Source organism: Burkholderia sp. KL41 (assembly GCF_057005415.2).
Genome location: NZ_CM174446.1, coordinates 2,149,871 through 2,175,819, shown reverse-complemented (window position 1 = coordinate 2,175,819; position 25,949 = coordinate 2,149,871). Strand labels below are relative to the sequence as shown.

Below are 25,949 nucleotides of genomic sequence, written 5' to 3'. Positions count from 1 at the left end.
TCGTGATATTTTCATTCAGCGCAGCCGCCCGCAGCAGCGGGCCTCCCGCTGCTGCGCTTCACCGTAGAAAACACAGATGAAACCGGTCATTGCCCTCGTTGGGCGCCCCAATGTGGGGAAATCCACGCTGTTCAACCGGCTCACGCGTTCGCGTGATGCGCTGGTCGCCGACTTGCCCGGCCTGACGCGCGATCGCCATTACGGCGAAGGGCGCGTCGGCGAGCGGCCGTACCTGGTCGTCGATACGGGCGGCTTCGAGCCCGTCGCGAAGGACGGCATCCTGCACGAGATGGCGCGCCAGACGCGCCAGGCCGTCGAGGAAGCCGACGTCGTCGTGTTCATCGTCGACGGCCGCAACGGGCTTGCGCCGCAGGACAAGTCGATCGCCGACTACCTGCGCAAGACCGGCCGGCCGATCTTCCTGGTCGTCAACAAGGCCGAGGGGATGAAGTACACGGCGGTCGCGACCGACTTCTACGAGCTCGGGCTCGGCGATCCGCGCGCGATCTCGGCCGCGCACGGCGACGGCGTGACCGACATGATCAACGAGGCGCTGGAGGTCGCGTACGCGGACCGGCCGGCGGAAGAGGACGACAACGATCCGTCGCGCGGCATCAAGATCGCGATCGTCGGCCGCCCGAACGTCGGCAAGTCGACGCTCGTCAACGCGCTGATCGGCGAGGATCGCGTGATCGCGTTCGACATGCCGGGCACGACGCGCGATTCGATCTACGTCGACTTCGAGCGTAACGGCAAGAAATACACGCTGATCGACACGGCCGGCCTGCGGCGCCGCGGCAAGGTGTTCGAGGCGATCGAGAAGTTCTCGGTCGTGAAGACCCTGCAGTCGATCTCCGACGCGAACGTCGTCATTCTTCTGCTGGATGCGCAGCAGGACATTTCCGACCAGGACGCGCACATTGCCGGCTTCGTCGTCGAACAGGGTCGCGCGCTCGTGATCGGCGTCAACAAGTGGGACGGGCTCGACGAGCATGCGCGCGATCGGGCGAAAGCGGATTTGACCCGCAAGCTGAAATTCCTCGACTTCGCGAAATCGCACTTCATTTCTGCCACGAAGAAGACCGGCATCGGCACGCTGATGCGCTCGGTCGACGACGCGTACGCGGCGGCAATGGCGAAGCTGCCGACGCCGAAGCTCACGCGCGCGCTGATCGAGGCAGTCGAGTTCCAGCAGCCGCGCCGTCGCGGCCCGGTGCGTCCGAAGCTGCGCTACGCGCACCAGGGTGGACAGAACCCGCCGATCATCGTCATCCATGGCAACGCGCTCGACGCCGTGACGGAAACGTACAAGCGTTACCTGGAAAACCGGTTCCGCGAAACTTTCTCACTGACGGGGACTCCATTGCGCATAGAGTTCCGTTCGTCGAACAATCCGTACGCGGACAAGAGCTGAAGCACGCCTGTTACACGCGTTACACAAGGGGTAGGCCGCACGGCCTATGCCCCGGGTGGGCCAGGCAAAATCGGCTATAGTGTAGCGATTGGCGCCGGATCTCTTTTTCTTCGCCGCCAATCCAGATCAACCTGCAAAAAAAGATGGAGTACGCCATGAGCAACAAAGGGCAATTGTTACAAGACCCGTTTTTGAACGCACTGCGCAAAGAGCACGTTCCCGTTTCGATTTACCTCGTCAATGGCATCAAGCTTCAAGGGAACATTGAATCGTTCGACCAGTACGTCGTGTTGCTCCGTAATACGGTGACCCAGATGGTGTACAAGCACGCCATCTCGACGGTCGTGCCGGCGCGCCCGGTGAATTTCCACCCGGACGCGGAAGCCTCGTCCTAACCTATCGCAGCGGCCGGCATCCGGTCGCCGCGAGCGACCGATGCCAGCCGCCTTATCTTGACACCTGAAAATTTGATCAACGCAGCGCTCGTCGGCATCGATTTCGGCAAGACCGATTTCGAAGCCAGTCTCGAAGAACTCAGTCTTCTCGCCTCCAGTGCGGGGGCCCGTCCCGCCGTCACCCTCACGGGTCGTCGCTCCAGTCCCGATGCCAAGATGTTCATCGGCAGCGGCAAAGCCGAGGAACTCCGGCTCGCCTGCGACGCGCACAACGTCGAAATCGTCATCTTCAATCACGCATTGGCGCCGGCCCAGCAACGTAATCTGGAGCAGGCACTTAACAGGCGTGTGGTCGATCGCACCAGCCTCATCCTCGACATCTTCGCGCAGCGCGCCCGTAGCCACGAAGGCAAGCTGCAGGTCGAACTCGCGCAGCTCCAGTACCTGTCGACGCGACTCATTCGCGCGTGGACCCACCTCGAACGGCAGAAGGGTGGTATCGGCCTGCGCGGCCCTGGCGAAACCCAGCTCGAAACCGACCGCCGGCTGATCGGCGAACGCATCAAGATGCTGAAGTCGCGGCTGGACCGGCTGCGTCGGCAACACAGCACGCAACGCCGGCAACGCGCGCGCAGCGGCACGATGTCGGTGTCGCTGGTCGGCTATACGAACGCGGGCAAGTCGACGCTGTTCAATGCGCTGACGAAAGCGCAGGCCTATGCGGCCGACCAGCTGTTCGCCACGCTCGACACGACGTCGCGGCGCGTGTACCTCGGCGACGAGGTCGGCCAGATCGTCGTGTCGGATACGGTCGGGTTCATCCGCGAGTTGCCTCACCAGCTGGTCGCCGCATTCCGCGCGACCCTCGAGGAAACGATTCACGCGGATCTGCTGCTGCACGTGGTCGATGCATCGAGCGCGGTCAGGCTCGAACAGATCGAGCAGGTCAACGGCGTGCTGCACGAGATCGGCGCGGACACGATCCGGCAGGTACTGGTGTTCAACAAGATCGACGCCGTGCCTGAGCTGGCGGCCCGCGGCGACGCGGTCGAGCGGGACGAGTATGGTAATATTTCGCGCGTCTTTTTGAGCGCGCGCACCGGTCAGGGTCTTGACGCGTTGCGTGCCGCCATCGCCGAAATCGCCTCCGCGGAACACCTTTCCAGCGCGACGTTACCCGACGGCGCGCTCGACGGCGCTCCCGCTGAACCACACGAAGACCACACGATTTCCGAACACGGGCGCTAACCGGTCCCGGCCGGTTCGCCGGCGTCTAATCTGGTGAACAAACTCTGGTGAACGAATACAACGAGCGGAGTACCTGGCGGCGGATGCGCGCCTTGCTGTCGATCAACGATCCCCGCTGGGGACGCGGCGAAGGCAATGGCAAAGACGGATCCCGTCCCCGTGCGAACGAATCGAAGCGTCCGCAAGGCGGCGACGGCGATGGTCCGCCCGATCTCGACGAGATGTGGCGCAACTTCAACCGGCGCCTGAACGGCCTTTTCGGCGGCAAGGGCGGCAACGGTTTTCGTCCTGACAACGGGCGGGCCGCGCGAGTCGGCGTAGGCATCGTGATCGGCGTGCTGGTCGCGGTCTACGCGGGCAGCGGGCTGTTCGTCGTGCAGGAAGGCCAGACAGGCGTCGTGCTGCAGCTCGGCAAGCTGTCGGGTACGGTCGGCCAGGGCGTGCACTGGCGCGCGCCGTATCCGTTCGCGTCGCACGAGATCGTCGACACGTCGCAGGTCCGCTCGATCGAGATCGGCCGCAACAACGTCGTGCGCCTCGCGAACGTGAAGGAAGCCGCGATGCTGACGCGCGATGCCGATATCGTCGACGTGCGCTTCATCGTCCAGTACCGGATCCGTTCCGCGACCGACTACCTGTTCCGCAGCGTCGATCCGGAGCGCAGCGTGTCGCAGGCCGCGCAGGCCGCGGTGCGTGCGATCGTCGGTACGCGCAGCGCGGCCGACGTGCTGAACCAGGACCGCGACGCGCTGCGCGAGCAGCTTTCCACCGCGATCCAGCGCGATCTCGATCGCTATCAGTCGGGACTCGAGGTGACGGCCGTCACGATGCAGAGCGTTGCGGCGCCCGAGCAGACGCAGGCCGCGTACGGCGAAGTCGCCAAGGCGCGCGACGAGCGCGAGGCCGCGAAGCGCGCCGCACAGGCGTATGCAAACGACCTGCTGCCGAAGGCGCAGGGCGATGCCGTGAAGCTCGTCGACGAAGCGAAGGCGTATGCCGATCGTGTGGTCACGGAAGCCGAAGGCGATGCCGACCGATTCAAGCAGGTCTATGCGCAGTACTCGAAGGCGCCTGCAGTGATCCGTGAGCGGATGTATCTCGAGACGATGCAGGAAATCTATTCGAACTCGACGAAGGTGTTCGTCGGCAACAAGGGCGGCAACAGCGTCGTGTACCTGCCGCTCGACAAGCTCGTCGAGCAGGGGCGACAAAACGCCACGGCGTCCACGGGGGCATCCGCACCCGATGCGGGGTCGGCACCGGCGGCCGTCGCGCCGGCGGTAGCGGCGTCCGCGAGTGCGGCGTCGGCCGCGGCGGCGTCGGGCAACGACGTGCTGCGATCGCGCGAGGCGTTTCGCAGCCGGTCGCGCGAAGACGATCTGAAGTAACGGGGAGCGCAGAACATGAACCGAATCATTGCGCTCGTCGTCGCAATCGTGATCGTTGCCTTCGCGGCATCCTCGACAGTCCTTACCGTCGATCCGCGCCATGCGGCCGTGCTGTCGGGGCGCGACGGCGCGCAGCCCGAACTGGCGGGGCCCGGCATCCATTTCAAATTGCCGCCGCCGCTGCAGACGGCGACGCTGATCGACACGCGGCTGCAATCGCTCGAGTCGTCGGATCCGCTGCAAGTGGCGACGGAAGACAAGCACGATCTGCTCGTCGCGTATGCGGTGAAGTACCGGATCGGCGATCCGATGAAGTATTTCACGGCGACGGGGGGCGACCCGGCGGCAGCCAGCGAACGTCTGGCCGGCGCACTGAAGGGCGCACTCGGCGACGCGTTCGGCAAGCATGCGCTCGACGATGCGCTCGGCGGCCAGCGTGCGATCGCCGATGCGGCCCGCGACGAAGTGAAGGCAAAGGCGTCCGGTTTCGGCGTCGACGTGGTCGACGTCCAGCTGACGCGCGTCGACTTGCCCGCCGCGCAAACCGATGCCGTCTATCAGCGGATGATCGGCGCTCTGCGCGATCAGGCCGCGCAGGTGCGTGCGCAAGGCGCGGCCGACGTCGAGCAGATCAAGGCCGACGCCGAACGCGATCAGCAGGCCGTGCTCGCGAACGCGTACAAGTCCGCGCAGACGATCAAGGGCGAGGGCGACGCGAAGGCCGCGACGATCGCCGCCGATGCGTTCGGCCGCGATCCGCAGTTCTATCAGTTCTACGCGAGCCTGCAGGCTTACCGGAACACGTTCAAGCGCAACGACATCATCGTCGTCGATCCCGACAGCGAGTTCTTCCGCTTCATGCGCAGCCCGACGGGCGGTGCCGCACCGGCGGCGGCTGCTCCCCGCAAACACTGACCTTGGGGCGCCGCGTCGAGCGGCGCCGTCGCTCGCATGGACCTGGCTGGCTCGTTGTTGCTCGCAGTAGCGCTGATGCTGATCATCGAGGGGGCGTTCCCCTTCGTGTTTCCCGTCGCCTGGCGCGACACGTTTCGTAGAATAGCTGAGCGGCCGCCGCATCATATCCGGATCGGCGGGCTGATCGTGATGGTGCTCGGGCTCATACTGCTGCTGCTCGCCACCTGATCCGGACGGCGCATCCGCCGTCCGTCCCGCCTGAATTCAGAATTTCCGATTCACATCGCGGCGCGCGTGGTCGCGCGCTGTTTCCCGTCGTAGGACCGTACCGATGTCGACCTGGTTACTTCCCGAGAATATCGCCGACGTGCTGCCGTCGGAAGCGCGCAAGATCGAGGAGCTGCGCCGCAGGCTGCTCGACCGCTTCCGTTCGTATGGCTACGAAATGGTGATGCCGCCGCTGCTCGAGTATCTCGAGTCGCTGCTGACGAGCGGCGGCGCCGACCTGCGCCTGCGTACCTTCAAGCTGGTCGACCAGTTGTCGGGCCGTACGCTCGGCCTGCGCGCGGACATCACGCCGCAGGTCGCGCGGATCGACGCGCACCTGTTGAACCGCCAGGGCGTGACGCGCCTTTGCTATGCGGGCCACGTGATGCATACGCGTCCGCGCGGCCTGCACGCGACGCGCGAGCAGATCCAGATCGGCGCCGAAATCTACGGGCATGCCGGGCTGGAAGCCGACCTCGAGATCCAGCAACTGATGCTCGATGCGCTGCATCTCGCAGGCCTGTCGCGCATCCGTCTCGACCTCGGCCACGCGGGCGTGCTCGCGGCGCTGCTGGCGCGCGACGCGCAGGCCGCGGAGCGTGGCGAGTCGCTGTACGACGCGCTGTCGGGCAAGGACGTGCCGCTGCTGAACGAACTGACCGACGATCTCGGCGCCGATACGCGCGCCGCGCTGCGGGCGCTGCCGCACCTCTATGGCGATGCGAGCGTGCTCGCCGAGGCGCGGACGCGGTTGCCGGTGCTGCCCGAAATCACGCGGGCGCTCGACGATCTGGCGCAACTCGCGGCGCAGGCGAAGGGTGCCGAAGTGGCGATCGATCTGGGCGATCTGCGCGGCTACGCGTATCACAGCGGCGCGATGTTCAGCGCCTACATCGACGGCGTGCCGAACGCGATCGCGCGCGGCGGCCGCTACGACCACGTCGGCCAGGCGTATGGTCGTGCGCGTCCGGCCACCGGCTTCTCGCTCGATCTGCGCGAGCTCGCCCGGATTTCGCCGGTCGAGGCTCGCGGTACCGCGATTCTCGCGCCGTGGGCGCAGGACGACGCGCTGAGCGCGGCCGTTGCGGCGCTGCGCGATGCGGGCGAGGTCGTGATCCAGGCACTGCCGGGCCACGATCACGTGCTCGACGAGTTCGCCTGCGACCGTTCGCTCGTCGAGCGCGACGGCGCATGGGTGGTCGAACCCCGATAAACAGGCGTTCGCGGGACGTGCTTCGGCGTGCATATCGTTGAAGCGAAACGGAAAAATTCGGAATCGCCCGCGAACATAGGTAGAATACGTTTTTAACCAGCTAACGAATCAACATGTCTGCCAGCGCAGTGAACGTGACTCCCGGGCGCAATGTCGTCGTCGTGGGAACGCAATGGGGTGATGAAGGCAAGGGCAAGATCGTCGACTGGCTGACGGACCACGCTCAGGGCGTCGTGCGTTTCCAGGGCGGTCACAACGCCGGCCACACCCTCATCATCGGCGGCAAGAAAACGATCTTGCGCCTCATTCCGTCGGGCATCATGCGTGAAGGCGTCGCCTGCTACATCGGCAACGGCGTCGTCCTGTCCCCCGAAGCACTGTTCAAGGAAATCGGCGAGCTGGAAGAGGCCGGCGTGAACGTGCGCGACCGCCTGTTCATTTCCGAAGCGACGACGCTGATCCTGCCGTACCACATCGCGATCGACCAGGCGCGCGAAGCGCGCAAGGGCGCGGGCAAGATCGGCACGACGGGCCGCGGCATCGGCCCCGCGTACGAAGACAAGGTCGGCCGCCGCGCGCTGCGCGTGCAGGACCTGTTCGACGCGAAGACCTTCGCCGACCGCCTGCGCGAAAACCTCGATTTCCACAACTTCGTGCTGACCCAGTACCTGGGCGGCGCGGCCGTCGATTTCCAGGCGACGCTCGACACGATGCTCGGTTATGCCGACCGCCTGAAGCCGATGGTGGCCGACGTGTCGCGCCGCCTGTACGACGCGAACAATGCGGGCCAGAACCTGCTGTTCGAAGGCGCACAAGGCACGCTGCTCGACATCGATCACGGCACCTATCCGTTCGTCACGTCGAGCAACTGCGTCGCGGGTGCGGCGTCGGCCGGCGCGGGCGTGGGCCCGCAGAAGCTCAACTACATCCTCGGCATCACGAAGGCGTATTGCACGCGCGTCGGCTCGGGCCCGTTCCCGAGCGAACTGTACGATGCGGACAATCCGCAGCGTCAGGACCAGGTCGGCGTCACCCTCGCGAACGTCGGCAAGGAGTTCGGTTCGGTCACCGGCCGTCCGCGCCGCACGGGCTGGCTCGACGCGGCCGCGCTGCGCCGCTCGATCCAGATCAACGGCGTGTCGGGCCTGTGCATGACGAAGCTCGACGTGCTCGACGGCCTCGACGAAGTCAAGCTGTGCGTCGGCTACAAGATCGACGGCAAGGATGCGGACATCCTGCCGCGCGGTGCCGCCGACGTGGCCCGTTGCGAGCCCGTATACGAAACGTTTGCCGGCTGGAAGGAAAGCACGGTCGGCATCAAGACGTGGGAAGCGCTGCCGGCGAACGCCCAGGCTTACCTGACCCGCGTCCAGGAAGTGGCCGGTGTGCCGGTCGACATGGTATCGACGGGCCCGGACCGCGACGAAACGATCCTGCTCCGCCATCCGTTCAAGGTGTAACCCCAGATGACGCAGCAAATCACGATGACGGCGGCAGACTTGATGACCGATCCGCGCAACGACGACAAGAACCTGTGGGTAGGCTGGGACGAATATCACCGTCTCATCGAGCTGCTCGCGCTCCAGGTGCATGCATCGGGCTGGAAGTTCGACCAGATCCTGTGCCTCGCGCGTGGCGGCCTGCGCGTCGGCGATCAACTGTCGCGCATCTACGACGTGCCGCTCGCGATCCTCGCGACGAGTTCGTACCGGGAAGCGGCCGGCACGGAGCAGGGCGAACTCGACATCGCGCAGTACATCACGATGACGCGCGGCAACCTGGCGGGCAACGTGCTGCTGGTCGACGATCTCGTGGATTCGGGCGTCACGCTTGCGCGCGTGCAGGAGCACCTGAAGGAGCGCTACCCGTCCGTGACGGCCGTGCGTTCTGCCGTGCTCTGGTACAAGGGTTGCTCGAAGGTCAAGCCCGACTATCACACGCAGTATCTGCCGACGAATCCGTGGATTCATCAGCCGTTCGAGGAGTGGGATACGGTTCGCCCGCACAACCTCGAGGCGTGGATCAAGCGCGGTCGCGCACAGCGCGACGGTTCGGGCGCGTAAGCGGCCGGCCAATCGAAGGAAAGCCTTGTACGGCGCCGCTTGCGGCGCCGTTTTTCATTGGGGCGCCATGTACGCCGGCGGCGCGCGGACCGCGGATACGGTAGGCAGACGGCGCTGCCCCGGCTATGATTGGCAGCCCTGCCACAGCTTGCGCCGGATTGCATGCATGGCGTGGCTCACGTGGTTCCACGGCAACAGAGCAGGGCGGCGTTTCAAGGGGGCGCGAGTAGAATAGCGCTCGTTTTGTCCGACCCGGACCCGATTATTACGCTTCATATGAACGACACGATCCACGCGACCGACGCAGCACACGCGCCGCATTCGACGCAGCAACACTCGATGCGGGCGCTAGCGATAGCAGCCATCGGCGTCGTGTTCGGCGACATCGGCACCAGCCCGCTGTATTCGCTCAAGGAGGCGTTCAGCCCCGCACACGGTATCCCGCTCACCGAAGGATCGATTCTCGGTGTGATCTCGCTGCTGTTCTGGGCAATCATCCTGGTGGTCGGCATCAAGTACCTGCTGTTCGTGATGCGGGCGGACAACAACGGCGAAGGCGGCGTGCTCGCGCTGATGGCGCTGTCGTTGCGGCCTCTCGACTCGAAGACCCGCGTCGCGGGCGCGCTGATGGCGCTCGGGATATTCGGCGCATGCATGTTCTACGGGGACGCGGTGATCACGCCGGCGATCTCGGTGATGTCGGCGGTCGAAGGTCTCGAGATCGCGACGCCGCACCTGTCCCATCTCGTGATGCCGATCACGATCGTGATCCTGATCGCGCTGTTCTGGATTCAGCGCCACGGCACCGCGCTGGTCGGCAAGCTGTTCGGCCCGATCATGGTGCTGTGGTTCGTTGTGATTGCCGCGCTCGGCGTGTACCACATCGTGCGCGTGCCGGGCATCATCGCGGCAATCAACCCGTATTACGCCGCGTCGTTCATGTCGGAGCATGTGCTGCAGGCCTATGTCGTGCTCGGCTCGGTCGTGCTGGTGCTGACCGGTGCGGAAGCGCTTTACGCGGACATGGGCCACTTCGGCGCGAAGCCGATCCGCATCGCCGCGTACGGGCTCGTGATGCCGTCGCTCGTGCTGAACTACTTCGGCCAGGGCGCGCTGCTGATCCAGAACCCGAAGGCGATCGAGAACCCGTTCTTCCTGCTGGCACCCGAATGGGGGCTGCTGCCGCTCGTCGTGCTGTCGACGGTCGCGACCGTGATCGCGTCGCAGGCGGTGATCTCGGGCGCGTATTCGCTGACGTCGCAGGCCATCCAGCTCGGCTACGTGCCGCGCATGAAAGTGCTGCATACGTCCGATCTCGCGATCGGCCAGATCTACGTGCCGGTCGTGAACTGGCTGCTGCTGTTCGTGATCCTCTGCATCGTCATCGGCTTCAAGAGCTCCGACAACCTCGCGGCCGCGTACGGCATCGCGGTGACGGCGACGATGGTGATCACGACCGTGCTCGCCGCGGTCGTGATGGTGAAGGTGTGGAACTGGAACCGGCTGCTGGTCGGCGCGATCATTGCCGTGTTCCTCGCGGTCGACCTCGGCTTTTTCGGCGCGAACCTGCTGAAGGTTGCGCAGGGCGGCTGGCTGCCGCTCGGCATCGGCGCGTTGCTGTTCTTCCTGCTGATGACCTGGTACAAGGGGCGTCACATCGTCAAGGAGCGCACGGCTGCCGACGGTATTCCGCTCGAGCCGTTCCTGCAGGGCCTGCTCGCGCATCCGCCGCATCGTGTGTCGGGCACCGCGATCTACCTGACCGGCAACGACAAGCTCGTGCCCGTCAGCCTGCTGCACAACCTGAAGCACAACAAGGTGCTGCATGAGCGGACCATTTTCCTCACGTTCGTGACGCGCGATTTTCCCTACGTGCGCGACGACAAGCGCCAGACCGCGCGTGATGCGGGCGGCGGGCTGTACATCGTCAAGGCCGAGTACGGCTTCAACGAGACGCCGGACGTGAAGGCCGTGCTCGAGGAATTCGGCCGTACGCACGACATGACGTTCGAGCTGATGGACACGTCGTTCTTCCTCGCGCGCGAAACGGTCGTGCCGACGCATCTGCCCGGGATGTCGATCTGGCGCGAGCGCGTGTTCGCGTGGATGCACCAGAATGCCGCGAAGCCGACCGACTTCTTCTCGATCCCCGCGAACCGCGTGGTCGAGCTCGGGACGAAGATCGAGATCTGACCGGGGGCGGCGCGCGGGTCGTTCAGCCGCGCGCCGCCGAGTCTGCCGACCAGGCAATCAGGCCGCGATCGTCCGCATCGCCGGCCGCGGCCGCAGCCGTATAGCGCTGCGTATCCCGCGCGACCCAATCCAGATAACCGCGTATCCAGTATCGGCAGCCGTCGACAAGGCCGCGCACGCGCGTGTCGGCATGCTGGGCGAGTGCATAGGCGCACAGGACGAATGCACTGATCTCGGCGCGCACACGCTCGGCCGTGTAGTCGACGCTGGCCTGCAGCGTATGGCCGAGGGAAGCGTGGATCATCACCATGTTCCGGAACTGCCCGGGCTGGCCCGCTTCGACGCCGACGCTCTGGATGTCGTTGCTCCAGCAGACGATATGGTTCGCGTGCCGGAACAACGTCTGGATTTCCGGCCGATGAAACGTATCGGGCGGGACCGCACCGGCATTGGCCGCGTCCGCCAGCGCAAGGCAAGGATTCATCCCGCTCGTGTGGCGCCGGATCGTTTCGTATTGCTGCACTGCGATCGGCTCGGCCCTCAGGTGGCCGATAATCTGCAGTCCGGCCGTGGTGGCCCACAGGCGCATGCCTTGTGCGAAGCGCGCGAAATGTTCGGCCGACAGGCGTGCGCGCAGGCGCTGGCACACATCGAGCCATGCTCGCTCGCCATATATGGGCTGGGGGCCGGTACATTCGTAGTCGAGCACATCGATCATCGCGGTCAGATTGCGCAACGTATCGGGGCCGACCGGCTCGACGCGATCGACGAACAGGTCGTCGACGAGAAAGAACCACACGAAATAATCGGCGAGCGCCTGCAGCAGGGAAGGATCGGCGTTCGGGTAACAGCGCGCGGCGAGCCAGCCGTATCGGGTGCGTACGACGCGTTCCCGGTAGGCGTCGCTGATGAACAGGCCGTATGCGTCGGCCCACTCGAGCATGCGCGATTCGATTCGCTCGACGTGCGGTGAACAGGCGCCGGCCCACGGCACGTCGAAAACGGGCATGCGCAATGCGGCCAGTTCGGTTTTCAGATGGTCGTCTGTCATGGTTTCCAGATCCATTTTCGCGAATCCGTCCCGGTTCGCCGGCAAGGCGAATACCGGATGCAATGCGTCGCGAATCGACTGCAAAAAAAGGCGAGACCGAAACACGGGAGGCAGGATATTCACCGGGCATGCGAGCGCCGCGGAGAACGCTGCCGCTGAACGGCAAGATCGCTGCCCAATTACAGAAGCGTCAAAATACGGCCGTTCGAAAACTTATTTTATGTGTCGCTTGTGAAGCGTCAAGAAAACGCATGTCGCAACGTGGATTGTTTAATTTGCCGATTAAACGCAGGGGAATGGCGATGGAAACGCGCATATTCGTTTTTCATCCCGGATATCGGAAATGCACACGACGATTCAATAAAAAAACCCGCCGGAAGGCGGGTTTTTTTGTGCGGCGACGCTTTTCGCGTGCTCAGCGCTTCAGCTTCGCGAACGCCGCGGCCATTGCGCCGGCCGGTTCCGGCTCGCGCGAACGCTGCGGGCGGGCGGCGCCGCGCCCCGCGTTGCCGCGATCCTGGCTGCCGCGCGACGGCGTGCCGGGCGCCGCTGCCTCGTCGTCGAGGCGCATCGTCAGCGCAATCCGCTGGCGTTTCACGTCGACGTCGAGCACTTTCACCTTGACGACCTGGCCGGCCTTCACGACTTCGTGCGGGTCCTTGATGAACTTCGTCGACATCGCGGACACGTGGACGAGCCCGTCCTGGTGAACGCCGATATCCACGAACGCGCCGAACGCGGCGACGTTCGTCACGACGCCTTCGAGCGTCATGCCCGGCACGAGATCCGACACCTTCTCGACGCCTTCGCGGAACGTCGCGGTCTTGAACTCCGGACGCGGATCGCGGCCCGGCTTCTCCAGTTCGGACAGGATGTCGCGCACGGTCGGCAGGCCGAAACGTTCGTCAACAAATTCCGTCGGGGACAGGCCCGACAGCGCTTCGCGGTTGCCGAGCACGTCGTCGATGCGCTTGCTGATCTTCGCGAGCATCCGCTCGACGACCGGATACGCTTCCGGGTGCACCGACGAGCGGTCGAGCGGATTCTCGCCGCCGTTGATGCGCAGGAAGCCGGCGGCCTGTTCGAAGGTCTTGTCGCCGAGGCGCGGAACCTTGCGCAGGTGCTCGCGCGACGGGAACGGGCCGTTTGCGTCGCGGTAGTCGACGATGTTGCGCGCGAGCGTCGCGTTCAGGCCCGACACGCGCGCCAGCAGCGCGGCCGACGCGGTGTTCGCGTCGACGCCGACCGCGTTCACGCAATCCTCGACGACCGCGTCGAGCGAACGGGCGAGTTCGCGCTGGTTCACGTCGTGCTGGTACTGGCCGACGCCGATTGCCTTCGGCTCGATCTTCACGAGCTCGGCGAGCGGGTCCTGCAGGCGGCGCGCGATCGATACGGCGCCGCGCAGCGACACGTCCATGTCGGGGAATTCCTTTGCCGCGAGTTCGGACGCCGAGTAGACCGACGCGCCGGCTTCCGACACGACGATTTTCTGCAGGCGCAGCTCCGGGTGTTTCGCGATCAGCTCGCTCGCGAGCTTGTCGGTTTCGCGCGATGCGGTGCCGTTGCCGATGCTGATCAGCTCGGCCTGCGTCTGCGCGGCGAGGCGCGCGAGTTTTGCGATCGAGCCGTCCCAGTCGCGGCGCGGCTCGTGCGGGTAGATCGTATCGGTCGCGAGCACCTTGCCGGTGCGGTCGACGACCGCGACCTTCACGCCCGTGCGCAGGCCGGGGTCGAGACCGATCACGGCCTTCGGGCCGGCCGGCGCGGCCAGCAACAGGTCGTTCAGGTTGCGCGCGAACACGCGGATCGCTTCGGTTTCGGCCGTTTCGCGCAGCTGCGTGAGGAGTTCGTTCTCGATGTGCGGCTGCACCTTAACGCGCCAGCACCAGCGGCATACGTCGGACAGCCATTTGTCGGCCGGGCGGTTCTGGTTCGCGATGCCGAAATGGCGCGCGATCATCGCCTCGCCGGGATGCGGCACCTGGGCGTCGAGCTCTTCGCCGAGGCCGAGCTTGATCGTCAGCACACCCGCGTTGCGGCCGCGGAACAGTGCGAGGGCGCGGTGCGACGGCACGGTCCTGATCGTTTCCGCGTAGTCGTAATAGTCGCGGAATTTCTCGCCTTCCTCGTTTTCCTTGCCCTCGACGACGGCCGACGACACGACACCCTGGCTGTGCAGGTAGTCGCGCAGCTTGCCGAGCAGCTCGGCCGTTTCGCCGAACTGTTCGGACAGGATGTCGCGCGCGCCGTCGAGCGCGGCCTTCACGTCGGCAACGCCCTTGTCGGCGTCGACGTAGGCGGCCGCCTCGGCCTGCGGGTCGAGCAGCGGGTTCGCGAGCAGGGCCTGCGCGAGCGGCTCGAGGCCGGCCTCGCGGGCGATCTGTGCACGGGTGCGGCGCTTCGGCTTGTACGGCAGATAAAGGTCTTCGAGCACCTGCTTGCTGTCGGCCGCGTCGATCGCGGCGCGCAGCTCGTCGGTCAGCTTGCCCTGTTCGTCGATGCTCGACAGGATCGCCGCGCGGCGATCCTCGAGCTCGCGCAGATACAGGAGGCGTTCCTCGAGCTGGCGCAACTGCGTGTCGTCCAGGTTGCCGGTCACTTCCTTGCGGTACCGGGCAATGAACGGAACGGTCGAGCCTTCGTCGAGGAGTTGCACGGCCGCCGCGACCTGGCGCGGCTGGACGGACAGTTCGGTGGCGATGCGCTGTACGATCTTGAGTGCTACGGTTTCCGTCATGTCGTGGATGATCTGCCTGCTGAAATCGCGGCGCGGGCCGGCAGGCCCGAAGCGGCGGGCTGCGTGGCGGGCCCGACGGGCCAGATGCCGCGGGTGAGTGAAGCGGGGCATTTTGCCATAAATGGCGGAGCGTCCAGCCGGGGGTGATAGAATTTGACACATGTCCCGCAGCTTTCCTACGACGTTGCCAACTTCCCGAATTTCTCTCGTCGCGCTCGGCGCAGCGCTCGCCGCGGCTTTGTCTGCCGGGCCTTCCAGTGCGTTCGCGCAAGCTTCGGGCGCCACCGCGCCGGCCGCCACCGCAGCCGTACCCGTGACGGCCACGGCCGCACCGGATTTCGACGCCCGTCAAAAAGTGCTCAATCAACGCTCCGCGGAAAACGATTATCGTTATGCGGTGGCCGAGCACGATTGCTACAGCAAGTTCTTCGTCAATCACTGTCTCGGCAAGGCGCGTGACCAGATGCGCGACGAGCGGGCGAGCATCCGCCAGGAGCAGCTCGCGCTCAACGACGAGCAGCGGGCGGTGCGCGCGCAGCAGCGCGACCAGCAGCAGGCGCTGAAGCAGGCGCAGGACGCGGCGGAAGCGCCGCAGCGCGCGGCGAACGACGCGGCAAACGCCGCTGCGTTCCGCGACAAGCAGGAGCAGAATGCGCTGAAGCAGGCGCAGCGCGGCGCGGAAGGGCCGCAGCGCGCGGCGAACAAGCAGGCGTACGACCAGAAGCAGGGCGACTTCCAGCGCAAGCTCGACCAGGCGCACCAGCAGGCCGCGCAGAAGGCGCAGGAGCGGGCGGACAACGCCGCACGCTACGAGCAGAAGCAGAAGGAAGCCGTGCAGCACAAGGCCGACGTCGAGCGGCGTCAGAAGGAAGCGACCGAAAAGGCGCAGCAGAAGCAACAGCAGGGGCAGTAACGTGTTGGATTGATCCGGAATCAGTCTCGTGCGCGCTGGCACGCCAGCCGGCGCGCTGCTTCGATGAGGAGGCAAATATGCAAAACCGTCACACGGAACAGCAGCAGGAATTGCACAACCGTTTGGCTGCATTGCAGGAGCAGCACCAGCAGCTCGCTCGGGAGATCGAGCTGAAGGAAGGGCACTCCGACATCGACGACATCACGCTGCACCGGCTGAAGAAGGAAAAGCTGGCGGCCAAGGACAAAATCATTTTGCTGCAATCGCAGCTGGAACCGGATAAGCGCGCCTGAGCGCGGCCTGGCAAGCGCCGGCGCCGCCCGGGCGCTGGACACAGGAACGCTTGCCTTGAATTCACCGCTTGAAGCCACCCCCGATGCCCGGCGCGACGTGTCGTCCGCCGGTCGCGCTCGTGCGCCCGAAGGCACCTTTGAACTGAGCCGCAAGCGCGTCGACGAACTCGACACGATTTTCGGCGAGGGCGGATTGCTCGCGCGCGCGCTCGACGGCTATCGGCCGCGTACCTCGCAGATCGAGATGGCGCGCGCCGTCGCGTCCGCGATGGAAGCGTCCGCTCGCCGGATGCCCGAGCCCGAGATCTTCGAAACCCGCAAGCGGCCGGCGCGTCGCCTCGGCGACGGCGACAAGGCGGCCGAGACGGGCGCGGACGCCGCCGCAGCCGAGCCCGACAGCGATGCCGGGGACAACACGCTGATCGTCGAGGCCGGCACCGGGACGGGCAAGACCTATGCGTACCTCGTGCCCGCGATGCTGTGGGGCGGCAAGGTGATCGTGTCGACCGGCACGAAACATTTGCAGGACCAGCTGTTCCAGCGCGACATCCCGACCGTGCGCAACGCGCTGGCGGTGCCGGTGTCGGTCGCGATGCTCAAGGGGCGCGCCAACTACCTGTGCCACTACTACCTGCAACGCACGGCCGACAACGGCCGGCTGCCGTCGCGGCAGGATACGGCCTACCTGCAGGAAATCGTCCGTTTCGCGAAGATCACGAAGAGCGGCGACAAGGCGGAGCTCGCGAGCGTGCCGGAAACGGCGCCCGTCTGGTCGATGGTCACGTCGACGCGCGACAACTGCCTTGGCCAGGAATGCCCGCACTACAAGGAATGCTTCGTGATGCAGGCGCGGCGCGAGGCGCAGCAGGCCGACGTCGTCGTCGTCAACCACCACCTGTTCTTTGCGGACATCATGCTGCGCGACACGGGGATGGCCGAGCTGCTGCCGAACGCGAACACGGTCATCTTCGACGAAGCGCACCAGTTGCCGGAAACGGCGACGCTGTTCTTCGGCGAGACGCTGTCGACGACGCAGATTCTCGAACTCGCACGCGACACGGTAGCTGAAGGCCTGAGCCATGCACGCGACGCGGTCGAATGGGTGAAGCTCGGCGGCGATCTCGAGCGCGCGGCGCGCGACTTGCGCCTGGCGTTCGCGAACGACCAGATCGTCCGGATGTCGCTCGCCCAGCTCGGCGACGATCACCCGATGTTCGGCGCGCTCGACGCGCTCGAGGCCGCGCTCGACGCGCTTGCGTCGGCGCTTGCCAGCCAGGCCGAACGGGCGGAATCGCTCGGCGCGTGCCTGCGGCGCGCACGCGAACTGCAGGACCTGCTGGCCGGCTGGGTCGCGCCCGGCGCGACGGAGGCGGCCGCGAAGGCCGACGCGGCGGCGGCCGGCGACAAGGCGGCATCCGACGGCGATCCGAACGAGAAGGTGCGCTGGGTCGAAGTGTTCGCGCATACGGTCCAGCTGCACGAGACGCCGCTGTCGGTCGCGCCGATCTTTGCCAAGCAGCGCGCGGGTGTGCCGCGTGCATGGGTGTTCACGTCGGCCACGCTGTCGGTGCGCGGCGATTTCACGCACTACGCGGCACAGATGGGCCTCAGCTCGCGTCGCTCGATGACGCTCGCGAGCCCGTTCGACTACCAGTCGCAAGGGCTGCTGTACGTGCCGCGCAACCTGCCGCAACCGTCTTCGCCGGCGTTTACCGATGCCGTCTTCGACGCCGCGCTGCCGGCGATCGAGGCGTCCGGTGGCGGCGTGTTCATGCTGTGCACGACGCTGCGCGCGGTCGACCGGATCGCGTCGAAGCTGCGCGACGTGATCGAATCGCGCGGCTGGAACACGCCGCTGCTCGTGCAGGGCGATGCGAGCCGTACCGAACTGCTCGACCGTTTCCGTGCATACGGCAATGCGATCCTGGTCGGCAGCCAGAGTTTCTGGGAAGGCGTCGACGTGCGCGGCGATGCGCTGTCGCTCGTCGTGATCGACAAGCTGCCGTTCGCGCCGCCGGACGATCCGGTGCTCGCCGCGCGCCTCGATGCGCTGACGAAGAAGGGGCTGAGCCCGTTCGCCGTGCACCAGTTGCCGCAGGCCGTGATCACGCTGAAGCAGGGCGCGGGCCGGCTGATTCGCGCGGAGACGGATCGCGGCGTGCTGATGATCTGCGACACGCGGCTCGTCGACAAGCCCTACGGGCGCCGGATCTGGCAGAGCCTGCCGCCGTTCAAGCGGACTCGCGAGATCGCGGTCGTCCAGGACTTCTTCGACGAGCACCGTTCCGCAAAGCGCACGTGACGACGCGCGCGGCGCTCGCCGCGCGCTCGCACCGACGCTGCCTGAGCGCGGCGCCAATAAAAAACCCGGCTCGATGGCCGGGTTTTTTGTTCGTGCAGCGGGCGCTGCATGGTGCTTTCGTCAGAACTGCCACCACGACTTCTTCGCGCCGGGGCGCGAGTGACCCGTGACGTACGGGCTGTCCGGGAACGTGCCTGCGAGCACGCGCTTCGTGTCCTCGGCGAGTTGCGGCTGGTTCAGCTTGCCGTACGACAGGATCATGATGTGCAGCGCGTCCTCGATCGCCGGGGCGCCCTTGTAGTCCTTGATCGCGAGCTGCGCACGGTTGATGGCCGCGACGTAGGCGCCACGCCGGTAGTAGTAGTCGGCCGCATGCACTTCGTGCGACGCGAGCGCGTTGACGATGTAGCGCATCCGCGCGGCGGCGTCGGGCGCGTACTTGCTCTTCGGGAAGCGGTCGACGACAACCTTGAACGCATCGTACGATTCACGCAGTGCCTGCGGATCGCGCTCGCTCATGTCCTGGCCGGAGAACCGGCCGAACAGGCCGAGATCGTCGTTGAAGTGGATCATCCCCTTCAGGTAGTACGCGTAAGGGATATCCGGATGATCCGGGTGGAGCTGGATGAAGCGATCGACGGCCTGGTCGGCGGCGGCCGCTTCGTTGTCCTTCCAGTTGCAGTACGCAACGTTGATCTGCGCCTGTTGTGCGAAGTGGCCGAACGGATCGCGACCTTGCAGCGATTCGAAATATTTCGCGCACTTGCCCCAGTCGCCGCCGGACAGTGCGTCCTGGGCCTCTGAGTATAATTTGTTGTTCGACCAGGTAGCCGTCTCGTCCTGCTTCTGCGGCAAGCCGTGGCAGCCGGCGATGAGGGCCGCGGCCGCTACCGCCGCAGCCCGGGCGGCGACGGTTCTGGCCGTGCGTTTGGTCGAATTCATCATGCTCGCATGTCCTAGCTTCAAGTCTCGGTGACCCAGTCTAAATGACCCGTTCAAGTTCGCAGAATGCCCAGCCGGGCACACCAAATCGCGAAGATTATAGCCCAAGCGATCGGCCCGCCGACGCTGCGTCGGGGGATTCCCTCGATGACGATCTGGCCGGCGACGCCATGCAGGCGCCCGTCGTGCCGTCCGCGGCGGCCGACGACGCGCCGCGCGTCGTCGAAGTGCCGCTGTCGCTCGCGGGTGAGCGCCTCGACAAGGCGCTCGCCCAACTGTTCCCTGAATTCTCGCGCAGCCGCCTGCAGAGCTGGATCGAGGCGCAGCGCGTGCTCGTCGACGGCGCGCCGGCGAAGATCCGCCAGCCGGTGCCGCTCGGCGCCAGGATCGAGCTCGTGCCCGACCTGCTCCCCGAGCAGCTCGCCTTTACGCCGGAACCGGTGCCGCTCGACGTGATCTACGAGGACGACGCGCTCGTGGTCATCAACAAGCCGGCCGGCCTCGTCGTGCATCCGGCCGCCGGCAACTGGAGCGGCACGATCCTCAACGGGCTGCTGCATCGCTATGGCGACGCGGCGGCCGGCCTGCCGCGCGCGGGGATCGTCCACCGGCTCGACAAGGAGACATCGGGCCTGATGGTGGTGGCGCGTACACTGGCCGCGCAGACGGACCTCGTGCGCCAGTTGCAGGCCCGCACGGTGAAGCGCCGCTATTTCGCGCTCGTGTGGGGCACGATGCCCGAGGAGGGCACGATCGATGCGCCGATCGGCCGCGATCCGCGCGAACGCACGCGCATGGCCGTCGTCACCGGCGCATCGGGCAAGCCCGCGCGCACGCATTTCCGCACGGTTGACACATGCCTGTGGCAACGTCAGCCGGTTTCGGCGATCCAGTGCGATCTCGAGACCGGCCGCACGCACCAGATCCGCGTGCACTGCGCGCATGCCGGCCACCCGCTGCTCGGTGACCCCGTGTACGGGCGCGCGCGCGGCAAGCGCTCGGTCGCGCCGTTGCCGGACGGTTTCGCGCGGCAGGCGCTGCATGCATGGCGGCTCGGTCTCGTGCACCCGGTCACGGGCAAGGCGATGCAGTGGCGCTGCCCGCTGCCGGACGACATGAACGCCCTCGTCGCGGCGCTCGGTTTCGGGCAGGGCGACGAGGAATTCGACGACGATGACGGTGTCTACGACGATGACGATTTCGGCGGCGAGTATCACGACGATGAGCCGTACCTGGACGATGAGGAGGAGTGAGTGCCGATGACGAACCTGGCGCCGTTGACGTGGCAGGACTGCGTACAGCCCGACTGGCAGGTGTCGCCGCGCGTGCGCGCGCTGATCACGACGCGCGACGGCGGGGTGAGCGAAGGCCCGTACGGGCGCTGGCAGGGCGCGGAAGCTCTGCCGGGCGGGATGAATCTCGGCCTGCATACCGGTGACGATCCGGCTCATGTCGCCGGGAATCGCGCGCGCCTGCTCGCGCTGGCTGGCCAGTCGAGCGCCGCGTGGCTCGAGCAGGTTCACGGCGCGCAGATCGTGCGCGCGGACGAGGTGATCGCGGCGGCAGACGCGGCGACAAACGCGGCGGTCGCGCCGGTGCAGGCCGACGCGAGTGTCACCGACCGTGCCGGTGCCGTCTGCGTCGTGATGGTCGCCGATTGCCTGCCCGTGCTGCTGTGCGACACGCAGGGCCGCGCCGTCGGCGCCGCGCATGCGGGCTGGCGCGGGCTCGCGGCCGGCATCGTCGAACAGACGGCGGCGCGGGTCGCGGCGCTCGCGGGCGGTGCGACGGACGCGCTTCATGCTTACCTCGGGCCGGCGATCGGCCCGCGGGCGTTCGAGGTCGGCGCCGACGTGCGTGACGCGTTTCTCGACACGGCCCCGCAGTCGGAGCATGATGAAACCCGGCTTGCGTTCGTCGCGATCGATGGCGCGCCCGGCAAGTTCCTGGCCGATCTCTACGCGCTCGCGCGCTTGCGTCTTGCCCGTGCGGGCGTGGCGCACGTGAGCGGCGGGACGGCCTGCACGGTCACCGAACAGGCGCGCTTCTATTCGTACCGGCGCGACCGCGTGACGGGCCGCATGGCGGCGGCGATCTGGCTGGCGGATTGACGGGATGCGCATGGGCGCGGAATTTGTCGCGCTGCAAAATCGGGTTATCTCGATTTTGCAGCGGCCATGCCGCGTTACGTGCGCGGCTGAATGAAAAATGCGAAGTCAAGTCAATCAAAATGTTTTATGTTTCGCCGGAACCCTTGTCCCGCCTGTTGCGCGAGGATTATCTCCGTGCGGAATTGTTCAGCGGTTTGATATGGCGCTTCACATGGGGAAAACGATAATGATAAAAATACCGCACTGCGGCAGAATCTGGAGACGCCTCTCCAGAGCATGACGGCCCGGCTCGCAGCCGGCATGCCGCGCGCGAGCAGGATTTCACGATAGACGCTCACGAATCACCGGTAAGGCAGGTAATGACAGCATCGAAAAAATCGTCGACGTCCGCTGAGGCGGGCACTTCCTCGGGCAGCATTGGTTTCGATCCGGCCGCCCAGCCGATGCAGCAGATGTTCGAGTCGTGGTTGAACGCGTGGCGCGGTTTTGCGGATCCGGCACGTGCCGCGACTGCGTCGGCCACCGTGAATCCGTTCGCGACATTCCAGTTTCCGACCTCGTTTCCGTTCCAGGTGCCGTCGATGCCCGATTTCGGCGCGATGGCGTCGCCGTTCGCCGGGCTGAAGCTGCCGGCTGCCGCGATTCCCCCCGAGCGGCTTCAGGCGTTGCAGGCCGACTACGCGCGCGATTGCATGGCACTGATGCAGCAGGCCGCCGCCGCGAAGCTCGAGTCGCCCGAACTGAAGGACCGCCGCTTCAGCGGCGATGCATGGAAGGCGTCGCCGGCGCATGCGTTCGCGGCGGCCTGGTATCTGCTCAACGCGCGCTATCTGCAGGAACTGGCCGACGCGCTTCAGACCGATCCGAAGACGCGCGAGCGCATTCGTTTCACGGTCCAGCAGTGGACGGCCGCCGCCGCGCCGAGCAACTTCCTCGCACTCAATCCCGACGCACAGAAATCGATTCTCGAGACGCAGGGCGAAAGCCTGCGGCAGGGGATGATGAACCTGCTCGGCGACCTGCAGCGCGGCAAGATTTCGCAGACCGACGAATCGCAGTTCGTGGTCGGCAAGAACCTCGGGTGTACTGAAGGTGCGGTCGTCTACGAGAACGACCTGATCCAGCTGATCCAGTACACGCCGAAGACGGACAAGGTGTTCGAGCGGCCGCTGCTGATCGTCCCGCCGTGCATCAACAAGTTCTACATCCTCGACCTGCAGCCCGAGAATTCGCTCGTCGCGCATGCGCTGTCGAACGGCCATCAGGTGTTCCTCGTGTCGTGGCGCAACGCGGACGCATCGGTCGCGCACAAGACGTGGGACGACTACATGAACGAAGGGCTGCTCGCGGCGATCGACGCCGTGCAGCAGGTGAGCGGCCGCGAGCAGATCAACACGCTCGGCTTCTGCGTCGGCGGCACGATGCTCGCGACTGCGCTCGCGGTGCTCGCCGCGCGCGGCGAACATCCGGTCGCGTCGATGACGCTGCTCACCGCGATGCTCGACTTCAGCGACACCGGCATCCTCGACGTGTTCGTCGACGAGGCGCACGTGCAGATGCGCGAGCAGACCATCGGCGGCAAGAACGGCACGCAGCCGGGGCTGATGCGCGGCGTCGAGTTCGCGAACACGTTCTCGTTCCTGCGGCCGAACGACCTCGTGTGGAACTACGTCGTCGACAACTACCTGAAGGGCCGCACGCCGGCGCCGTTCGACCTGCTGTACTGGAACGGCGATTCGACGAGCCTGCCGGGCCCGATGTACGCGTGGTACCTGCGCAATACCTATCTCGAGAACAAGTTGCGCGAGCCGGGCGCGTTGACCGTGTGCGGCGAATCGGTCGACCTGACGCTGATCGACGTGCCGACCTTCATCTACGGCTCGCGCGAGGATCACATCGTGCCGTGGCAGACGGCCTATGCGTCGACGTCGATCCTGTCGGGCCCGCTGAAGTTCGTGCTCGGCGCGTCGGGGCACATCGCGGGCGTGATCAATCCGCCGGCGAAGAAGAAGCGCAGCTACTGGATCAACGACAGCGACCTGCCCGAATCGGCGGACGACTGGTTTGCCGGTGCAACCGAGCATCCGGGAAGCTGGTGGACGACCTGGGTCGAGTGGCTCGACCAGTACGGCGGCCGCAAGGTGGCGCCGCCCGCCCAGCCCGGTTCCGCACAGTTCCCGGTGATCGAGCCGGCGCCGGGCCGGTACGTATTGCAGCGCGATTGACGAAAGACGGACAGCGGCGCACGCTGTCCGATGCACCGCAGTTTTTTTTAACAGGGCCGGTAGCGATGCGCCGTGTCGTGCGGGCCTGGAGGAAAGGGAAATGACGGACGTAGTGATCGTATCGGCCGCGCGGACCGCGGTCGGCAAATTCGGCGGTTCGCTTGCGAAGATTGCGGCGCCCGAACTGGGCGCGACGGTGATCCGCGCGGTGCTGGAGCGCGCGGGCGTGAAGCCCGAGCAGGTGAGCGAAGTGATCATGGGCCAGGTGCTGACGGCCGGCTCGGGCCAGAACCCGGCGCGGCAGTCGCTGATCAAGGCGGGGCTGCCGACGGCAGTGCCGGGGATGACGATCAACAAGGTGTGCGGCTCGGGCCTGAAGGCCGTGATGCTGGCGGCGAACGCGATCGTCGCGGGCGACGCGGACATCGTGATCGCGGGCGGCCAGGAGAACATGAGCGCGTCGCCGCACGTGCTGCCGGGCTCGCGTGACGGCTTCCGGATGGGCGATGCGAAGCTGGTCGACACGATGATCGTCGACGGCCTGTGGGACGTGTACAACCAGTACCACATGGGCATCACGGCGGAGAACGTCGCGAAGGAATACGGGATCACGCGCGAAGAGCAGGACGCATTCGCGGCGCTGTCGCAGAACAAGGCGGAAGCCGCGCAGAAGGCCGGGCGCTTCAACGACGAGATCGTGCCGGTGTCGATCCCGCAACGCAAGGGCGAGCCGCTGCAGTTCGCGACCGACGAGTTCGTGCGACATGGCGTGACGGCGGAGTCGCTGGCGGGGCTGAAGCCGGCGTTCTCGAAGGACGGCTCGGTGACGGCGGCGAACGCGTCGGGGCTGAACGACGGCGCGGCGGCGGTGCTGGTGATGTCGGCGCAGAAGGCGGCGGCGCTGGGTCTGACGCCGCTGGCGAAGATCAAGGCATACGCGAACGCGGGTGTCGATCCGAGCGTGATGGGGATGGGCCCGGTGCCGGCATCGCGCCGGTGCCTGGAGCGCGCGGGCTGGACGCTGGGCGACCTGGACCTGATGGAGATCAACGAGGCGTTCGCGGCGCAGGCGCTGGCGGTGCACAAGCAGATGGGCTGGGACACGTCGAAGGTGAACGTGAACGGCGGGGCGATCGCGATCGGTCACCCGATCGGCGCGTCGGGCTGCCGGATCCTGGTGACGCTGCTGCACGAAATGCAGAAACGCGACGCGAAGCGCGGGCTGGCGTCGCTGTGCATCGGCGGCGGGATGGGCGTCGCGCTCGCGGTCGAGCGTCCGTAACAGGCCGTTCGTAATCGGCCGTTCGCCACCGGCGAACCGAATCCGTGCGCCGGCCGATTGCGGCTTCGGCCGGCGTCACGTGAAGTCAGAGGGGGCTCCGGCAGCTCTCGAAACCAAAAAATGGAGTGAGATTTATGTCTCAGCGAATTGCGTACGTAACGGGCGGGATGGGCGGCATCGGCACCAGCATCTGCCAGCGCCTGTCGAAAGACGGCTTCAAGGTGGTCGCAGGCTGCGGCCCGAACTCGCCGCGCCGGGTGAAATGGCTCGAGGACCAGAAGGCGCTCGGGTACGATTTCATCGCATCGGAAGGCAACGTCGGCGACTGGGACTCGACCAAGGAAGCGTTCGACAAGGTCAAGGCTGAAGTCGGCGAGATCGACGTGCTGGTCAACAACGCGGGCATCACGCGCGACGTCGTGTTCCGCAAGATGACGCACGAAGACTGGACCGCCGTGATCGACACCAACCTGACGAGCCTGTTCAACGTGACGAAGCAGGTGATCGACGGGATGGTCGAACGTGGCTGGGGCCGCATCATCAACATTTCGTCGGTGAACGGCCAGAAAGGGCAATTCGGCCAGACCAACTATTCGACCGCGAAGGCCGGTATCCACGGCTTCACGATGTCGCTCGCACAGGAAGTCGCGACGAAGGGCGTGACGGTCAATACCGTGTCGCCGGGCTACATCGGTACCGACATGGTGAAGGCGATCCGCCCCGACGTGCTCGAGAAGATCGTCGCGACGATCCCGGTGCGGCGTCTTGGCGGCCCCGAGGAAATCGGCTCGATCGTCGCGTGGCTTGCGTCGAACGATTCCGGTTTCGCGACCGGCGCCGACTTCTCGCTGAACGGCGGCCTGCACATGGGCTGAGCGTCCGGGTTGCGCGGGCCGGGTGGCCGCGCAGCCGGGCGTTTTCCGAAGGCCCCCGCCTCCCGGATTCGGGCGGCGGGGATTCGTCACTTGCGCTACGCTGCACTCAAAGGCGTTAC

The 25,949-nt window shown here is 66.1% G+C and carries 21 protein-coding genes; 18 read left to right on the top strand and 3 right to left on the bottom strand.

Features of this window, described 5'->3' with window-relative positions; all coding sequences use genetic code 11:
* Window positions 1-76: 76 nt before the first annotated feature.
* The 10 genes from der (at window position 77) to PQB87_RS10090 (ending at window position 11,096) form a co-directional block, all read left to right on the top strand.
* The gene (gene der, locus PQB87_RS10135) at window positions 77-1,414 is read left to right on the top strand and encodes a ribosome biogenesis GTPase Der (RefSeq protein WP_027787239.1); all 1,338 of its coding nucleotides are present in this window, start codon (window positions 77-79) and stop codon (window positions 1,412-1,414) included.
* Window positions 1,415-1,569: 155 nt separating this feature from the next.
* Window positions 1,570-1,809, top strand: coding sequence for an RNA chaperone Hfq (hfq, locus tag PQB87_RS10130; protein ID WP_006399927.1), 240 nt, complete (start codon window positions 1,570-1,572; stop codon window positions 1,807-1,809).
* 72 nt (window positions 1,810-1,881) lie between these two features.
* A complete protein-coding gene (gene hflX / locus PQB87_RS10125; protein ID WP_175829770.1) occupies window positions 1,882-3,057 on the top strand; it encodes a GTPase HflX in 1,176 nt (391 codons plus the stop codon).
* A gap of 47 nt (window positions 3,058-3,104) precedes the next feature.
* Window positions 3,105-4,445 carry an FtsH protease activity modulator HflK gene (hflK, locus tag PQB87_RS10120; RefSeq protein ID WP_059687421.1) on the top strand — a complete coding sequence of 447 codons (1,341 nt, stop codon included), beginning with the start codon at window positions 3,105-3,107 and terminating at the stop codon, window positions 4,443-4,445.
* A gap of 15 nt (window positions 4,446-4,460) precedes the next feature.
* Complete coding sequence (gene hflC / locus PQB87_RS10115) at window positions 4,461-5,360, top strand: protease modulator HflC (protein ID WP_069253581.1); 900 nt, start codon at window positions 4,461-4,463, stop codon at window positions 5,358-5,360.
* Between the two features lie 36 nt (window positions 5,361-5,396).
* On the top strand, window positions 5,397-5,588 hold the full coding sequence (locus tag PQB87_RS10110) for a DUF2065 domain-containing protein (protein ID WP_011352254.1): 192 nt from the start codon (window positions 5,397-5,399) through the stop codon (window positions 5,586-5,588).
* Between the two features lie 103 nt (window positions 5,589-5,691).
* Complete coding sequence (locus PQB87_RS10105) at window positions 5,692-6,840, top strand: ATP phosphoribosyltransferase regulatory subunit (protein WP_059687423.1); 1,149 nt, start codon at window positions 5,692-5,694, stop codon at window positions 6,838-6,840.
* Between the two features lie 113 nt (window positions 6,841-6,953).
* The gene (locus PQB87_RS10100; RefSeq protein WP_011352252.1) at window positions 6,954-8,300 is read left to right on the top strand and encodes an adenylosuccinate synthase; all 1,347 of its coding nucleotides are present in this window, start codon (window positions 6,954-6,956) and stop codon (window positions 8,298-8,300) included.
* 6 nt (window positions 8,301-8,306) lie between these two features.
* Complete coding sequence (locus tag PQB87_RS10095; protein ID WP_021163124.1) at window positions 8,307-8,903, top strand: phosphoribosyltransferase; 597 nt, start codon at window positions 8,307-8,309, stop codon at window positions 8,901-8,903.
* 276 nt (window positions 8,904-9,179) lie between these two features.
* Window positions 9,180-11,096, top strand: a complete 1,917-nt coding sequence (locus PQB87_RS10090; RefSeq protein WP_027787243.1) for a potassium transporter Kup — start codon at window positions 9,180-9,182, stop codon at window positions 11,094-11,096.
* 22 nt (window positions 11,097-11,118) lie between these two features.
* Here the strand turns inward: PQB87_RS10090 and PQB87_RS10085 are convergent, their stop codons facing one another.
* Window positions 11,119-12,147, bottom strand: a complete 1,029-nt coding sequence (locus PQB87_RS10085) for a terpene synthase family protein (protein WP_111939913.1) — start codon at window positions 12,145-12,147, stop codon at window positions 11,119-11,121.
* Between the two features lie 415 nt (window positions 12,148-12,562).
* A complete protein-coding gene (locus PQB87_RS10080; RefSeq protein WP_059687424.1) occupies window positions 12,563-14,887 on the bottom strand; it encodes a Tex family protein in 2,325 nt (774 codons plus the stop codon).
* Window positions 14,888-15,047: 160 nt separating this feature from the next.
* Here PQB87_RS10080 and PQB87_RS10075 point away from each other — a divergent pair, with 160 nt between their 5' ends.
* The 3 genes from PQB87_RS10075 (at window position 15,048) to yoaA (ending at window position 18,395) form a co-directional block, all read left to right on the top strand.
* Complete coding sequence (locus PQB87_RS10075) at window positions 15,048-15,800, top strand: hypothetical protein (RefSeq protein WP_111939831.1); 753 nt, start codon at window positions 15,048-15,050, stop codon at window positions 15,798-15,800.
* 77 nt (window positions 15,801-15,877) lie between these two features.
* A complete protein-coding gene (locus PQB87_RS10070; RefSeq protein WP_006478692.1) occupies window positions 15,878-16,093 on the top strand; it encodes an HP1242/YdcH family protein in 216 nt (71 codons plus the stop codon).
* Between the two features lie 55 nt (window positions 16,094-16,148).
* Window positions 16,149-18,395, top strand: a complete 2,247-nt coding sequence (gene yoaA / locus PQB87_RS10065; RefSeq protein ID WP_027787247.1) for a DNA repair helicase YoaA — start codon at window positions 16,149-16,151, stop codon at window positions 18,393-18,395.
* A 120-nt stretch (window positions 18,396-18,515) separates the two neighbouring features.
* On the opposite strand, the gene PQB87_RS10060 is transcribed toward yoaA, so the two are convergent.
* Window positions 18,516-19,340, bottom strand: coding sequence for an outer membrane protein assembly factor BamD (locus tag PQB87_RS10060; RefSeq protein ID WP_021163132.1), 825 nt, complete (start codon window positions 19,338-19,340; stop codon window positions 18,516-18,518).
* A 41-nt stretch (window positions 19,341-19,381) separates the two neighbouring features.
* Here PQB87_RS10060 and PQB87_RS10055 point away from each other — a divergent pair, with 41 nt between their 5' ends.
* The 5 genes from PQB87_RS10055 (at window position 19,382) to PQB87_RS10035 (ending at window position 25,830) form a co-directional block, all read left to right on the top strand.
* Window positions 19,382-20,590 carry an RluA family pseudouridine synthase gene (locus PQB87_RS10055; protein ID WP_042977625.1) on the top strand — a complete coding sequence of 403 codons (1,209 nt, stop codon included), beginning with the start codon at window positions 19,382-19,384 and terminating at the stop codon, window positions 20,588-20,590.
* A gap of 6 nt (window positions 20,591-20,596) precedes the next feature.
* Window positions 20,597-21,448 (top strand): peptidoglycan editing factor PgeF, encoded by an 852-nt coding sequence (gene pgeF, locus PQB87_RS10050; protein ID WP_059687426.1) that lies wholly within the window; start codon window positions 20,597-20,599, stop codon window positions 21,446-21,448.
* A gap of 359 nt (window positions 21,449-21,807) precedes the next feature.
* Entirely contained in the window at window positions 21,808-23,673 is a 1,866-nt protein-coding gene (locus PQB87_RS10045; RefSeq protein ID WP_042977626.1) for a PHA/PHB synthase family protein, read from the top strand.
* Window positions 23,674-23,773: 100 nt separating this feature from the next.
* Entirely contained in the window at window positions 23,774-24,955 is a 1,182-nt protein-coding gene (locus PQB87_RS10040; RefSeq protein WP_489241613.1) for an acetyl-CoA C-acetyltransferase, read from the top strand.
* Between the two features lie 134 nt (window positions 24,956-25,089).
* Window positions 25,090-25,830, top strand: a complete 741-nt coding sequence (locus PQB87_RS10035) for a 3-ketoacyl-ACP reductase (RefSeq protein ID WP_006491801.1) — start codon at window positions 25,090-25,092, stop codon at window positions 25,828-25,830.
* The last annotated feature ends 119 nt before the right edge of the window (window positions 25,831-25,949 follow it).